Origin of the sequence: Streptococcus suis (assembly GCF_002960445.1) — a bacterium.
GTDB classification, from domain to species: domain Bacteria; phylum Bacillota; class Bacilli; order Lactobacillales; family Streptococcaceae; genus Streptococcus; species Streptococcus hyiners.
Map to the genome: position 1 here is coordinate 161,954 of NZ_POJD01000066.1, position 15,309 is coordinate 177,262.

General features: G+C 42.5%; 10 protein-coding genes, 1 tRNA gene and 1 pseudogene. 11 read left to right on the forward strand and 1 reads right to left on the reverse strand.

Annotation, left to right across the window (positions count from 1 at the left end):
• Positions 1–299: 299 nt before the first annotated feature.
• Positions 300–809 carry a TetR/AcrR family transcriptional regulator gene (locus C1G53_RS01245; RefSeq protein WP_161941339.1) on the reverse strand — a complete coding sequence of 170 codons (510 nt, stop codon included), beginning with the start codon at positions 807–809 and terminating at the stop codon, positions 300–302.
• 141 nt (positions 810–950) lie between these two features.
• Here C1G53_RS01245 and C1G53_RS01250 point away from each other — a divergent pair, with 141 nt between their 5' ends.
• The 11 genes and pseudogenes from C1G53_RS01250 to rpmB all read left to right on the forward strand — a co-directional run bounded on the left by C1G53_RS01250 (position 951) and on the right by rpmB (position 14,620).
• Positions 951–2,069, forward strand: a complete 1,119-nt coding sequence (locus tag C1G53_RS01250; protein ID WP_105117366.1) for a pectin acetylesterase-family hydrolase — start codon at positions 951–953, stop codon at positions 2,067–2,069.
• A gap of 8 nt (positions 2,070–2,077) precedes the next feature.
• Complete coding sequence (locus C1G53_RS01255) at positions 2,078–3,097, forward strand: alpha/beta hydrolase (protein WP_105117367.1); 1,020 nt, start codon at positions 2,078–2,080, stop codon at positions 3,095–3,097.
• Between the two features lies 1 nt (position 3,098).
• Entirely contained in the window at positions 3,099–3,698 is a 600-nt protein-coding gene (locus tag C1G53_RS01260) for a DUF1349 domain-containing protein (RefSeq protein ID WP_105117368.1), read from the forward strand.
• Between the two features lie 114 nt (positions 3,699–3,812).
• Positions 3,813–5,096 (forward strand): trigger factor, encoded by a 1,284-nt coding sequence (gene tig / locus C1G53_RS01265; RefSeq protein WP_105117369.1) that lies wholly within the window; start codon positions 3,813–3,815, stop codon positions 5,094–5,096.
• A 147-nt stretch (positions 5,097–5,243) separates the two neighbouring features.
• Positions 5,244–6,164, forward strand: coding sequence for a metal ABC transporter solute-binding protein, Zn/Mn family (locus C1G53_RS01270; protein WP_105117370.1), 921 nt, complete (start codon positions 5,244–5,246; stop codon positions 6,162–6,164).
• Between the two features lie 21 nt (positions 6,165–6,185).
• A pseudogene (locus C1G53_RS01275) lies at positions 6,186–9,500 on the forward strand (pneumococcal-type histidine triad protein); the annotation flags it as partial.
• Between the two features lie 309 nt (positions 9,501–9,809).
• Positions 9,810–10,391, forward strand: coding sequence for a DNA-directed RNA polymerase subunit delta (rpoE, locus tag C1G53_RS01280; protein ID WP_105117372.1), 582 nt, complete (start codon positions 9,810–9,812; stop codon positions 10,389–10,391).
• A gap of 164 nt (positions 10,392–10,555) precedes the next feature.
• A complete protein-coding gene (locus tag C1G53_RS01285; protein WP_105117373.1) occupies positions 10,556–12,160 on the forward strand; it encodes a CTP synthase in 1,605 nt (534 codons plus the stop codon).
• A gap of 668 nt (positions 12,161–12,828) precedes the next feature.
• Positions 12,829–12,914: transfer RNA gene (locus C1G53_RS01300), tRNA-Leu, on the forward strand.
• 312 nt (positions 12,915–13,226) lie between these two features.
• Complete coding sequence (locus C1G53_RS01305; protein WP_105109964.1) at positions 13,227–14,108, forward strand: class II fructose-bisphosphate aldolase; 882 nt, start codon at positions 13,227–13,229, stop codon at positions 14,106–14,108.
• Between the two features lie 323 nt (positions 14,109–14,431).
• Entirely contained in the window at positions 14,432–14,620 is a 189-nt protein-coding gene (gene rpmB / locus C1G53_RS01310) for a 50S ribosomal protein L28 (protein WP_001140948.1), read from the forward strand.
• Positions 14,621–15,309 lie beyond the last annotated feature (689 nt).

Genomic DNA, 15,309 nt, shown 5'->3' on the forward strand with positions numbered 1-15,309 from the left:
CCTTTGGAGGTCGGAGATAGAGCGAACAGAGTTCGCTACAAAACAGTCAGAGTAGTGACTGTTGGAGGTTGGAAATGAAGCGAACTCTGTTCGCATCAGTCGTAATGGTCAGATTTGGAGTGTAAAACACGAACAAATCTGCCAATCAACCACTGCGCTGAGATGTTGACACGAACTCTGAGTAGTGGTCTTGGGCTTGAGCCCATCCTCACTATATATACAAAAAGACTTAGAGTGACTGAACATCAGTTGCCTAAGTCTTTTTGCTTGGTCTGGTCAAGACAGTTGATAAGCTTGCCCTATTGCTCACCCATCAACCGCATGATGTCATCGGGGCTTTCCTTACAGCCTCTAGCAACCCAGGTTTTAAGCACTCGGAAAAATCCTCCCACAATGAATTGCAGGTGAAAATCATCGGTCATGTCCCCCAGTCTTTCTTTGAAATAGCGATCCAAGACCTCCTCGAGCAAGTAGTCCAAATGGTTGGCAGTCAATAAGCGAATCTTATCCTGTTGCTCATACCAAAAGTCAAAAAATTGCCGTAAAGCTAGTAAGAGATGAGCATCTGACCAATCAGACAAGTCAATCTGCCTCTCTGACAACCAGGTTTGTAACTCCAAGTTGAAGGAACGTTCGAGGACCTCTTCCTTATTGGAAAAGTTGCGGTAAAAGGTCACCCGACCGATGCCAGCTCGCTCCACCAACTCAGACACACTAATCTTTTCAAAGGATTTGTCTTCCAGCAACTCCCACAAAGCCTCCACGATACTCTCCACAAATAATGATTCTTTCCGCTTCACTCTTTCCACACGAAACACTTCCTTTCATTTGTTTCCTTTTGGGCAAATAGCAGAGCTGGGACTAGTTTTCCCACTGTTCATCTACTATACTAATAAAAAACGAAACACTTGTTTCTAAAAATATACCATAAAGGACAGAAAAAAGAAAGTATGAAAAAAGTTTGGAAAATAGTAGCAGCTGTAACAGTTGTTCTAGCCTTGCTTGGTTTTATTGCCTACAAAAAGACGTTTGGCTGGTCAGCTCCTGAGCTTGTTGATCAGACCCCACAAGTGAATGAATGGTACCGCCTCAGTCCCGAAGGGGTTGTAGATTCTCAAGGCAATCAAGCACACGGCCTGCTTCGTATCGGCAAAGAGAAGAATAAGGTGATGGTCTATTTCTTCGGTGGTGGTGTGAGTATCAATGAAGAGACTGCTAGTGGTGGCACACGCTATTTTGCGACCACAACTGGCCATCAAGATTATGTCGCAACTTGGGGAATTGGAAGTCCGCAGGAAGATAATCCATTTAAGGACTGGACTATGATTGTCCTTCCGTATGGGACAGGAGATTTTCATGCAGGGACCCAAAACTTTTCTTATATAGATGATAACGGAAAAGAGCAGGTAGTCCATCACCAAGGTTATTCCAATCTGATGAGTATATTAGCAGCAGCCAAACCGCACGTTGGCAATCCCGATACGCTTCTGGTAACTGGATTTTCAGCTGGTGGGTTTGCGACCTCACTGCTAGCGGATGATGTCATTTCTCATTTTCCAACAGCGAAAAATGTCACAGTTGCAGTGGATAGTTCCTTTTTGAGACATGATAATTGGAAAAGCATAGCGGAAAATGTCTGGAAAACACCGACTTCTATTAGTGACCGCCTGCATTCAGACAATATTGTTTTGGATAGCTTAGTAGCCCTCCATGAGAAACGCGGGGATAGCGTTAAGATTTTATTTGACATTTCCTATCGAGATGGGATTCTTCAGCAATATCAAGCCTATATTGACCAAGGGAAACTAGCAGATGCAACAGAAGAGAGCAGTGAGCACTTTCAAAAAGAACTTAAAAAAATGATTCAAGAACTGCAATCTAAGATTGATGGCGTGGGTATTTTTATCTGGAATTATGGGCAAGATGAAAAAACTACCGCTACTCAGCATACTACCATAAACTTTCCAACGTTTTTCACTCCTATGTCTCAAGACAAGAGTGTGGCAGAATGGCTGGATGATGCTGTCAATGGACAGGTAAACAGTTATGGATTAGAACTATTAGATTAGGAGAACTCATGAAAAAATTCAAAAAAATTATCTTATGGGCCTTTGGGATTGTAGTTAGTCTCGGTATCATTGCTTATGTGTCTGTTACCAATCATCCGCAGTTGGTAGTCGGTGTTATTCAATCGTTTATGTACAAGGAGAGTTCGCCCAACTCTTACAGTCCCCTTTACGAACCCATTGATGGTCTGAAAGAGAATGGTCAGTATCTGAAAAGTGAGATTGCCTATAGCAAGGACTACCCTAACAGCTTTTTAGATATTACCTATCCAGACCAAAATTTTGAAGCTGACCGTCCAACCCTCTTCTATTTCCACGGCGGTGGTTTCTTTGGGGGGAGTAAAAATATGGGGGACCCTCTGGCTGCCAGCCAAGCCACCTATCTCATTGACGATATCGTGTCAAAAGGATATAATGTGGTCAATGTGGACTATGCCCTTGTTCCAGACTATCATTTTCCAACGCCAGTGATTCAGATGAATCAGGCCATTGCCTACATGAAGGAACACGCTGAAGAATATCACTTGAACATGGACAATGTCGTCTTAATGGGTTCATCAGCAGGTGCCATCATGGTAGCACAATATGGTAGTGTCTTAGCCAATCAAGAGTATGCTCAGCTATTGAACATTGAACCAAGTATTGCAAAAGAACATGTCAAGGCTCTGGTCATCGACGATGCTCCTTTAGATTATGCCAAGTTTAGCTTAAGCACGAAGATTTTGGTTGGAAATTATGTTTCAGAAACCATTTATCTAAGTGAGGAAGAAATCAATGCCTATAACCCGATTTCCCATGTGACCAAGGACTACCCAGCTAGTTTCCTTCTGGGAAGCGAGTATCGAACAGATATGGTATCGCTCAACAAGGCTTTGAAGCAAGCGGGAGTTGAAAATGAATTGGTCGATCCTTTGGCAGAAGAAGGGCTTGAAAAGCCGCATGGCTTTGTGGCGAATTTACGAAATGACCCGGTGTCTGCCAAAGCATTTGAGCGGATGATGACTTTTATAGATGAACGAACTAAGGAGTAACATGAACACTAAGAATTTTTACTGGGTGCGAGAACCAGAAAACTATCAGATTTCGGAAAAAGAAATTAGAATCACGACCCAAGCTCATACAGACTTGTGGCAGAAGACCTATTACCATTTTGTCAATGACAATGCACCCCTGCTCTTGATGGACACGGAGGAAGAGTATTTTTCCTTTACGGTTAAGACGGATTTTTCCAATAGCCATACCCGCTTTGACCAGTGTGGTGTCGTGGTCTATCAGGATTCGGAAAACTGGATTAAGGGCTCGATTGAGTATGAAAATGAAGATTTTCAGCATTTGGGTAGTGTTGTGACCAATCAGGGCTTTTCAGATTGGGCAACCCAGGAAATTCCTGCTTCTGTCAAGTCAATCTACTACCGTTTGAGCCGACGGGGTAGTGATTTCTGCATCGAAAATTCTAAAGACGGTGTTCATTTTGAGCAGATGCGGATTTGCCACTTACTTGAAGGCGGCGGGAAAATTCGTTTTGGTATCTATGCCTGTTCACCAGAAGACTCTTCTTTTGAAGCGGTCTTTACAGAAATGACCTTGACAGACTGCAAATGGCTAGCCCACGACGGTCAACAGCCAGATTAGAGGATAGGGTAGAAGCTCCGCCATTTCCCAAAAGTCCGTTATAAAATCGTTGAAATCCTTGTCAATTGTGTTATAATGAAGAGTATGCAATAAAATTTTAAGGAGAATGACAGAATGTCTGTATCATTTGAAGCAAAAGAAACAAACCGCGGCGTTTTGACTTTCACAATCGGTCAAGATGCGATTAAACCAGAATTGGACCGCGTTTTCAACAAAGTTAAGAAAGATATCAATCTTCCAGGTTTCCGTAAAGGTCACTTGCCACGTGCCGTTTTCAACCAAAAATTTGGTGAAGAAGCTCTTTACCAAGATGTTGTAAATGCATTATTGCCAGCAGCTTATGAAGCAGCGGTTGCAGAAGCTGGTCTTGAAGTCGTTGCACAACCAAAAATCGACGTTGTGTCTATGGAAAAAGGCCAAGACTGGACAATCACTGCGGAAGTTGTGACAAAACCTGAAGTAAAATTGGGTGACTACAAAAACTTGGCAGTCTCAGTAGAAGCTACTAAAGAAGTAACAGATGAAGAAGTTGATGCAAAAATCGAGCGTGAGCGCAACAACTTGGCTGAATTGGTCATCAAAGAAGGTCCAGCAGCTGAAGGCGATACAGTTGTGATCGACTTTGTAGGTTCAATCGACGGTGTTGAATTTGACGGCGGTAAAGGCGAAAACTTCTCACTTGGACTTGGTTCAGGTCAATTCATCCCAGGTTTTGAAGCACAATTGGTAGGCCACGCAGCTGGTGAAGAAGTAAACGTTGAAGTGACTTTCCCAGAAGACTACCAAGCAGCAGACCTTGCTGGTAAACCAGCCCTCTTCGTAACAAAAATCCACGAAGTAAAAGCAAAAGAAGTTCCAGCTTTGGATGACGAATTGGCAAAAGACATCGACGAAGAAGTAGAAACACTTGATGAGTTGAAAGCTAAATACCGCAAAGAATTGGAAGCAGCAAAAGAAGTTGCCTTTGACGATGCAGTTGAATCAGCAGCTCTTGAATTGGCTGTAGAAAACGCTGAGATCGTTGAATTGCCAGAAGAAATGATCCACGAAGAAGTTCACCGTGCAATCAATGAATTCTTGGGTGGTATGCAACAACAAGGTATCTCACCAGACATGTACTTCCAAATCACTGGTACAACTCGTGAAGACTTGCATAAGCAATACGAAGCAGATGCTGAAAAACGTACTAAGACTAACTTGGTTGTTGAAGCAGTAGCGAAAGCAGAAGGCTTTGAAGCAACTGACGCTGAAATCGAGAAAGAAATCGAAGACTTGGCAGCTACTTACCGTATGGAAGTGGCACAAGTTCGTAGCTTGCTTTCACCAGAAATGCTTAAACACGACATCGCTGTTAAGAAAGCTGTAGAAGTGATTACAAGCACTGCAACTGTAAAATAATATAGTGAAAATTGGAAACTCGACTTAGTCGGGTTTTCTTTTTGTTTTTTGATAAAATAGTATATATTTTTCAAAAATACTTGACTGGTTAATTGTTTTGTGATATAAACTTAACTGGTTAATGTTTTTTTGTGAAAAGGAGGAAATATGCTAAAGAAAATACTTGGAGCCTGTCTTTTTGTTCTAGCTGGTTTGTGCTTGATGGCTTGTTCGGTTCAGAAAGAGGCTAGTCAGGTTCAGTCAGGTATGCGGATTGTGACATCGTTTTACCCTATTTATTCACTGGTTAAGGAAGTGTCAGGAGATAAGAATGATGTTCGGATGATTGGTTCGCGTTCAGGAATTCATTCATACGAACCATCAGCGGCAGATATACGAGCCATTTACGATGCAGATGTCTTTATTTATCACTCACGGATTTTGGAGTCCTGGGCAGGGCGCTTGGATCCGAATTTACAGGGTTCGTCTGTCCAGGTCTTAGAAGCATCTACAAGCCTGCCTTTGTCAAAAGTGCCTGGCTTAGAAGATATGGAAGTTGGTCAGGGGATTGATGAGGCTAGTTTGTATGATCCCCACACCTGGCTGGATCCGGTCTTGGTCGGACAGGAAGCCCTTGAAATTGGGGAACTTTTGGCAGAGAGTGATCCTGAAAATGCGGATTATTATCGGAAAAATGCTAAGGCTTTGGATGAGAATGCCAAAAAGTTGGCGGACAAATATATTCCAATCTTTGCTAAGGCCAGTTCAAAAACCTTCGTGACCCAACACACTGCCTTTTCCTATACTGCCCAGCGCTTCGGTCTAAAGCAGTTGGGGATAGCAGGGGTATCTGAGGAAGAACCTAGCCCAAGGCAGTTGGCAGAGATTAAAGAGTTTGTCGACACATATAAGGTACAAACGATTTTTACCGAAAAGGGAACGTCGGATAAGTTGGCCAAGGCTCTGGCAACTTCGACAGGTGTAGACTTGAAGGTCTTGGATCCTCTGGAGGCAGATCCAGAAAATAACTTGACCTATTTAGAAAACTTAGAGCAGGTTTTAGAGATACTTGCTCAAGAATTGAAATAATAATCACATAAAGGAGAGAAGATGAAGAAGAAAGCTCTTGTTGGTTCGGTAGCAGCCCTTGTTTTGGGGATGAGTGTGTGTAGCTACCAGTTGGGTCGTTATCAGGCGACAGAAGAACAAAAAAATCGAGTGTCCTATATTGAAGATAGTCAGAAGGAGCAGTCACTGGTCGCGGAGCAATTAACTCCGGAACAGGTTTCGGCAAAGGAAAATATTGATGCTGAGCAGATTGTTGTCAAAATCACAGACCAAGGTTATGTGACCTCTCACGGAGATCATTTCCATTATTACAATGGCAAGGTGCCTTTCGATGCCATCTTTAGTGAAGAATTGGTCATGAAGGATCCGAATTATGTCCTTCAAGATAGTCACATTATCAATGAGGTTCAAGATGGCTACGTTATCAAGGTAGATGGGAAATATTATCTATACTTGAAAGATGCCAAACAGCAGAAAAATGTTCGGAGCAAGGAAGAAGTGGAACGACAGAAAGGGATTACATCGGCTGATAGCAAGCAACAGGCGACAGGTTCTAGCCATTCAGACGGTCCTTACAAGACTGACGATGGTTATGTCTTTAATCCGACAGATGTCATCGAAGATACCGGTGATGGCTTTATTGTTCCTCATGGGGACCATTTCCATTTTATTCCTAAAAAAGACCTCTCTGCCTCTGAATTGAAAGCGGCTCAGGATTATTGGAATAAAAAGGGGAACAGTCAGTCAACCACTGGAAATCATTATGGAAATCACACCCAGAAAGTTCGGCAGGAAACTCCTGTTTCAGTACAGGGACAAGATTTGGCCAGCTTGTTGGCTCAGCTGGATGCGACACCTTTATCCCAACGTCATGTGGAAGCAGATGGCCTGGTCTTTGATCCACGAACCATAACTAAGAAAACTGCGACAGGTGTTGTTGTTCCTCATGGAGATCACCATCATTTCATTCCTTATAGTCAGATGTCGACCTTGGAAGAAAAGATTACTCGGATGATTGGTGTTGGTGGAGGAGTTGTTTCATCTCCGAGCCAAAATGTGCAGGTGGGAGGTGTAGCCAATTCTACTCATTCTATGATTTTGATAGATTTTGTAGAACCGACTCAATCAAGTCATTCCACTGATATGCCAATAGCTGGTCAGGGTAAGGATAAAGTCATTTCTTATATGGGACGTCCGATTACTGTATATGGAAAGGGATTGGATGGTAAGGCCTATTTTACCAGTGATGGATACATCTTTAGTAAGGATTCGATTACATCAGTGGATGAACACAGTTTAATTGCTAGTCACGGAGACCATTTCCACTATGTCAATTTAGGCGAATTGGAAGATTTTGAAATTAAACAAGTAGAAGAATGGGTTAAAGAGCAATCAGGAAAATCGATTGTCGCTAAGGACCATGGCCAAGTTGGAAATAATGAAGGAAATGATAAGGTGATTCAGCAACCGGCTATTTTATTAGCTCAGAATCAAGATTTAGCTAGTTTGTTGGCCCAATTGGACCGTACCCCTCTATCTGAGCGCCATGTTGAAGCAGACGGTTTGGTCTTTGATCCAAGAGCTATCAGTAAAAAAACAGCCACCGGTGTAATCGTGCCCCACGGAGATCATTTCCACTTTATCCCATACAGCCAGATGTCGGCCTTGGAAGAAAAGATTGCTCGGATGATTGGCACAAGTGGTGCAAGCATCGGCCAGGCCAATGGTGGTACCAGACACCAAGCTACTAGTCATCAGATTCACTCTAATCCAACACCAAGTCCAATCTTGCCGACTAGTTCAACCAAACCGATAGGGATTGCCAAACAAAAGACTCGTATTTGGCAGGGACGCCCGATTGCTGTATATGGTAAGGGGTTGGATGGCCAGACTTACTTCACTAGTGATGGCTATCGCTTTACGAAGGAATCGATTACCTCTGTTGATGAACATGGCTTGGTTGCGAGCCACGGAGATCACTTCCATTATGTTGGCTTTGGTGAATTAGAAGAATTTGAGTTGAAGGAAGTTGCAGCATGGTTGGCTGAAAAATCCCAGGCCAATGCTGGCGGTCATTCGACAACGGCTCCATCAAAACCAGTAACCCTTCCGTCGACCGAGGAACAAGGGAGTCCTGAAAATCGCCCTGAATTTGATAGCCAGGCAGTTTTGCGCAAGACTAGTCATCGAGGTCAGGTGGGCTATTGGATGGAAGTGGATGGCAAGGCTTATTTCTATGCCCGTCAGGAATTAGATTTGATGAAGATTTCATTTGCAGAATTGCATCTGATGGAGAAGGATTCGTCCTATTTATTTGATGTCAGCCCTGCTAAAGAAGGGGATCTGACACCAGCTCTGCTTGTGCCAATTCATAAGCTCCCAATGCGTGGTGGAAATGCCACCTATGATACCGGGGAAGTCTTTGTCATTCCGCATATTGACCACATCCATGTCCTGCCATATACCTGGTTGAACAAGGAACAAATTGCGACCATCAAGTACCTCATGCGACACCCAGAAGTCCGTCCTGCAGCCTGGACCAGTAGCGGTCATAGTCAGGATGAGGCAGCGGATCAGATTGCCTCAATTCTCAATGCGACGGCACTTGATAAGAGAGCTGGTTTGAAAAATTGGCAAATTATCCATACAGCAGAAGAGATCGGGGCAGCTCGGGCCCAAGGGCGATTTGCGACAACTGATGGTTATATCTTTGCGGCCGAGGATGTATTGGACTCTAGAAGTTTTGTCTTTCGAGATGCCTTCAGCCTGCCACGTGCAGATGATGATAGCCTGCGTTCAGTGAAAAAAAGCGAACTTTCAAGTCAGGAATTGGCTGCGGTTCAGGAACTTTTAGACAAGCGTGACCGAGATGAATTGGCTAAACGTGTGACACCACAAGAACAACGGAAAGGATTGAAGAATTGGCAGATTGTCCACAGTTATGAGGAAATTGAAGCTGCCAAGGCGGCTGGTAAATTTACAACCAAGGATGGTTATATCTTTGATCCACAAGATGTTGTCGATCCAAAAACAAAGGTTTCTCAAACGGCCTACCGCATCCCGAGACCAGATGGTTCAGGCTTCTACCGGGTGGAAAAGGCTGCGCTCCATCCGCAAACGGAATTGGCGCCAGCAGAAGCTTTGCTAGCGGCAACTCAACCGGCCCCAACCCAGCCTGCAAAACCAACAGAAGCAACAACTCAACCAACCACCTCTTCGATTATTGCAACGCCTGCCCAACGCTTCACTCCTGAGGAAACAACGGAGGCAAGCGGTACACCAACAAGTGACCAAGCGCAAGAATCCAAGAGTGAGACCGCCCCAGCAACTGCATCACCATTGGATGCTGAGTCAGTTGCAAAAACGGCTAGCGAAGAGGCCTCCAGCGAACCGGCAGTAGCTGCTGAATCAGTTCAATCCTCGACAGATGCAGCTGGAAGCAAGCCAGAGGAGGCGCTAGATTCTGTCTCAGAATAAAAAACATATCCCCGAAATGGTTAGCAAGCACTGTCGACCATTTTGGAAGAAGTTGGGTAATTCCAGAAAGAATGTCTAGTTTGGCAGTGCCGACTAGGCTTTTCTTTTCTAAAAAAAATTTCACTTATCTTTGACTAATTAAGAGTTTTAGCGTAAAATAGAAAGGAAAGACAAAAAAGGAGAAGAGCCTTGGAATTAAACGTATTTGCAGGACAAGAAAAAAGTGAACTTTCCATGATTGAAGTAGCCCGTGCTATTTTGGAAGAACGCGGACGTGACAATGAAATGTACTTCAATGATTTGGTCAATGAAATTCAAAATTACCTTGAAAAATCAAATAGCGAGATTCGAGCAGCCTTGCCAACTTTTTATTCAGATTTGAATGTGGATGGTAGCTTTATTCCGCTCGGTGAAAATAAATGGGGATTACGTTCTTGGTATGCTATTGATGAAATTGATGAAGAAGTGATCACCCTTGAAGAAGATGATGAAGATGCGCCAAAACGGAAGAAAAAACGCGTCAATGCCTTTATGGACGGAGATGAGGATGCCCTCGATTATGGTCATGATGATCCAGAAGATGAGGATGATTACTCTGATAGATTGTCATCTGAATATGATGATGAAAATCCTGATGATGAAAAAGATGAAGTAGAATCATACGACTCTGAAATCAACGAAATTATCACGGATGATGAATTGGATGATGAACAAGTTGATGTGGGTGAGGTCGATGATGACTACTCAGATGAAGAGTCTGTAGACGAATAGTCACATAAAATTGTATTTGACAAGACAATGAGATTGCGATAAGATATTATCGGGCACCTCTTTTGAGGTCGGAGCTCCCTATTCGTAGGGAGCTATTTTTGTTTTTTCTTCATCATTATTGAATCTACCCCCATCATGATGATGACAGTAGAGAAGGAGTTTGCATGACAAAATATATTTTTGTAACTGGTGGCGTGGTGTCATCGATTGGTAAGGGAATTGTAGCAGCAAGTTTGGGTCGCCTCTTGAAAAACAGAGGCTTAAAAGTTACCATTCAAAAATTCGATCCCTACATCAACATCGATCCAGGAACTATGAGCCCCTACCAACACGGGGAAGTATTTGTGACAGATGATGGCGCAGAAACGGATTTGGACCTTGGTCACTATGAGCGTTTTATCGATATCAACCTCAACAAATACTCCAACGTCACAACTGGTAAAATTTACAGCGAAGTCCTTCGTAAAGAACGCAAAGGTGAGTATTTAGGAGCCACTGTTCAGGTCATTCCACATATCACCGATGCTCTCAAGGACAAAATCAAGCGAGCAGCCCGTACGACAGATGCGGATGTCATCATCACAGAAGTAGGTGGAACTGTCGGAGATATTGAAAGTTTGCCTTTCCTTGAAGCTCTCCGTCAGATGAAGGCAGATGTTGGCTCTGATAACGTTATGTATATCCACACCACACTCTTGCCTTTCCTCAAGGCAGCAGGAGAAATGAAAACCAAACCAACCCAGCATTCGGTCAAAGAACTGCGTGGACTTGGTATTCAACCAAATATGTTGGTGATTCGGACAGAACAGCCGGCAGGTCAAGGTATTAAAAACAAGTTAGCCCAATTCTGTGATGTGGCTCCAGAAGCGGTGATTGAATCCTTGGACGTTGAACACCTCTATCAAATTCCTCTCAATATGCAGGCGCAAAACATGGACCAGATTGTCTGCGACCACTTGAAACTGGATGTGCCACCAGCAGATATGACAGATTGGTCAGCCATGGTTGACAAGGTTCTAAATCTCAAGAAGACTGTCAAAATTGCACTTGTTGGTAAATACGTCGAACTCCAAGATGCTTATATCTCCGTTGTAGAAGCCTTGAAACACTCAGGCTATGCCAACGATGCTGCGATTGAGTTGGATTGGGTCAATGCCAATGACTTGACGGCAGAAAATGTTGCTGAACGACTTGGACAAGCCCAAGGGATTATCGTACCTGGTGGCTTTGGTCAACGCGGTACGGAAGGAAAAATCCAAGCCATTCGCTATGCGCGTGAAAATGATGTGCCTATGTTGGGGGTATGCTTGGGCATGCAGTTGACCTGTGTGGAATTCGCCCGTCATGTTTTAGGGTTGGAAGGAGCCAATAGTTTTGAATTGGATCCAGAAACCAAGTACCCTATTATTGATATCATGCGCGACCAAATCGGTGTAGAAGATTTAGGTGGAACGCTTCGTTTAGGTTTGTATCCAAGCAAGCTCAAACGTGGTTCAAAAGCTGCGGCAGCCTATGACAATCAAGAAGTTGTCCAACGCCGTCACCGCCACCGATACGAGTTTAACAATGACTTCCGTCAACAATTTGAAGAAGCTGGCTTTGTCTTCTCAGGCGTATCGCCAGACAACCGCCTAGTTGAAATCGTTGAAATTCCTGAGAATAAGTTCTTTGTTGCCTGTCAATATCACCCAGAACTCCAATCTCGACCAAATCGTCCAGAGGGCCTCTATACCGCCTTCGTCACAGCTGCTGTTGAGAATGAAAAATAAATAGGAAGAGGGAAAGACATCCATGATGGCTCCGCCCTCACCCACAGAATAATGAAAACGAACATAAGGCCCTCACTAGGTGTATAATCTTAGTGAGGGCTTTGTGGTGAACTACAAGTATACACAGAGGTGTTTTCTTGTGTCTTAAAATGGATATCCTTTGACAAGAAGAACCCTGGAACCTGTTTTGGTAGGGAGTGGGAAAGAACTCGACTATTCCTAGAAGAGTTCGTCAACAAGTCCTTATTTCCAGTTGTTGAGCTGAAACAGTCTATCCCCAGACTGTTCCACTCCACCCCCGCACAGCTCAAAAGGTTCAGTGAACCTTTTGAGGTTGGAAATAGAGCGAACTTTGTTCACAACAGTGGTAATGGTCAGATTTGGAGTGTAAAACACGAACAAATCTGCCAATCAACCACTGCGCTGAGATGTTGACACCAACTTTGAGAAGCGGTGCTGGGCTTGAGCCCAGCCTCTACTTAGCCTAACAACTTCAAGCCTGTTATCAAATGAAATTACCAGCTTACTCAAAGATAGTGAAATAAATATTTTTGAGCAAGGCAAGGTGGCTAACTTCATTATAGAACTTTCAATGAAAAAATAATTATTTTTTTCAAAAAAAGTGTTGACAGCTGCCCATTCTCGTGTTATACTAGTTCTTGTGTTAAGCGGGGATGGCGGAATTGGCAGACGCGCAGGACTAAGGATCCTGTGACCGCTTTAGGTCGTGTGGGTTCAAGTCCCACTCTCCGCATAAGTGGACTAGCTAAAGCTAGTCCTTTTTGCATTTTTGGACTTGTAGTTGTTCATCATTTGTTATTTTGAATTTTGTTTTCAAACTATAATGATGTTTTTTGTCTACTTGGTAACGTCAATATATAATGGAAAACTTAAAAGTAATAAATACGAAGCAAGCGCATTTATTATGAAGAGAAGTCATTTTATCATGAAACATATGTGAAAATTTTCTCAAAACAGTATAGTTTCAACTAGCATTTTCAAAATAAAAATGGTAGAATAGAAGGGTATGAGGTACAACCTCAAAAAATATTAGGAGGCTATCGAAATGCCATTAGTTTCAGCAGAAAAATTTGTCCAAGCAGCGCGTGACAACGGTTATGCAGTTGGTGGATTTAACACAAACAACCTTGAGTGGACTCAAGCTATCTTGCGTGCAGCAGAAGCAAAACAAGCTCCAGTTCTTATCCAAACTTCTATGGGTGCAGCTAAGTACATGGGTGGCTACAAAGTAGCTCGCAACTTGATCGCTAACTTGATCGAGTCAATGAACATCACAGTTCCAGTTGCTATTCACCTTGACCATGGTCACTACGAAGATGCACTTGAGTGTATCGAAGTTGGTTACACTTCTATCATGTTTGACGGTTCACACCTTCCAGTAGAAGAAAACCTTGCAAAAGCTAAAGAAGTTGTAGAATTGGCTCACGCTAAAGGTATCTCAGTTGAGGCTGAAGTTGGTACTATCGGTGGTGAAGAAGACGGTATCGTTGGTACTGGCGAGTTGGCTCCAATCGAAGATGCAGTGGCAATGGTTGCAACTGGTATTGACTTCTTGGCAGCTGGTATCGGTAACATCCACGGTCCATACCCAGCAAACTGGGAAGGTCTTGACCTTGACCACTTGCGTAAATTGACTGAAGCTGTACCAGGTTTCCCAATCGTATTGCACGGTGGTTCTGGTATTCCAGATGAGCAAATCCAAGAAGCAATCAAATTGGGTGTTGCTAAAGTTAACGTTAACACTGAGTGCCAAATCGCATTTGCAAACGCAACTCGTAAATTTGCAGCAGCTTATGAAGCAAACGAAGCAGAATACGACAAGAAAAAACTCTTTGACCCACGTAAATTCTTGGCTGACGGCGTAAAAGCTATCCAAGCATCTGTTGAAGAGCGCATCGACGTATTTGGTTCAGCCAATAAAGCTTAATATTACTGCGAAGAAATTTTTGATTTCGAGCAAATTTTAATTAGAATATAATCTAGAGCCCGACCTATGTTGGGTTCTTTTTTTGCAAACCTGGTCCGTGCACCTATTGTCTAAGCCCTATTTCTGCTAAAGCAAAATGAAGTTCTTTTATAGAAGGAAAAACAAATTACCAAGCATCTGAAATCGCTCTAGCCTAGCTAGCAAGAAGAATGAGAATAAAAAATAAAAATATTTCTTGCCAAGTCCATTCTTTTCTGTTAGAATAGTATGGTATGTGGTGCTAGCACATCCTATATATTTGATCAAATGAGGAGGAATATACAATGGCTAAAGTATGTTATTTTACTGGTCGTAAGACTGTATCAGGTAACAACCGTTCACACGCTATGAACCAAACAAAACGCGCAGTTAAACCAAACCTTCAAAAAGTTACTGTTTTGATTGATGGCAAACCTAAAAAAGTTTGGGCTTCAGCGCGTGCTCTTAAATCAGGCAAAGTTGAGCGTGTATAATAAGAAAGTCGTTAGAATAGTCTAGCGACTTTTTTGTACCTGTAAATGAGAATAATAAGTTGCTAGCTAGAAGTAGTTCTTCATTTTAGACATTTATAACATATCTGACAAACAAGAAATAATACTCAATAAAAATTAAAAATAGCATGGAAGAACAATTACTATGTGTAAAATTTCAATATTTAAGCTCAGATTGACGACTAGCCGTACTCTATTCAAAAACTTCAAAATTGAAATATTCTGCATTCCATTTGATTGGCAGATAGCTTTCCAGATTTTAAATGAGTATGAAAACCTTCAGTTTGCTTAAGTTTGTTCTTGTATACTGTATTCAAGCTAGAAATAGCGAGCAACTTTTTCTTTTACATATAATCTCGAGAGAACAGTGGCATGAAAAAATATTTCAAAAAAGTGTTGACAAGGTCAAATGAAGATGATAGAATGATTGAGTTGTCTTTTAGAGAACCTGTTAACCGTTTGAAAAAAAGTTTCAAAAAGTAGTTGACAAGGTCAAATGAAGATGATAGAATAATTGAGTTGTCAAATCTGAAGCGACACAGCACGAAAAAAGAAATAAAAAAAGTTTCAAAAAAGTGTTGACAAGCAGTTGAAGAAATGATAAACTAAGATAGTTGTCGCGCAAGAGCGATAAGAACAAGACCTTTGAAAATTAAAGAAGACGAACCAAA

What these genes read in the sequence shown, in the direction of transcription:
- C1G53_RS01285 (WP_105117373.1), top strand. Translation starts at nt 10,556, where the DNA reads ATGACAAAATATATTTTTGTAACTGGTGGCGTGGTGTCATCGATTGGT.
- rpmB (WP_001140948.1), top strand. Translation starts at nt 14,432, where the DNA reads ATGGCTAAAGTATGTTATTTTACTGGTCGTAAGACTGTATCAGGTAAC.
- C1G53_RS01260 (WP_105117368.1), top strand. Translation starts at nt 3,099, where the DNA reads ATGAACACTAAGAATTTTTACTGGGTGCGAGAACCAGAAAACTATCAG.
- C1G53_RS01250 (WP_105117366.1), top strand. Translation starts at nt 951, where the DNA reads ATGAAAAAAGTTTGGAAAATAGTAGCAGCTGTAACAGTTGTTCTAGCC.
- C1G53_RS01255 (WP_105117367.1), top strand. Translation starts at nt 2,078, where the DNA reads ATGAAAAAATTCAAAAAAATTATCTTATGGGCCTTTGGGATTGTAGTT.
- tig (WP_105117369.1), top strand. Translation starts at nt 3,813, where the DNA reads ATGTCTGTATCATTTGAAGCAAAAGAAACAAACCGCGGCGTTTTGACT.
- C1G53_RS01270 (WP_105117370.1), top strand. Translation starts at nt 5,244, where the DNA reads ATGCTAAAGAAAATACTTGGAGCCTGTCTTTTTGTTCTAGCTGGTTTG.
- C1G53_RS01305 (WP_105109964.1), top strand. Translation starts at nt 13,227, where the DNA reads ATGCCATTAGTTTCAGCAGAAAAATTTGTCCAAGCAGCGCGTGACAAC.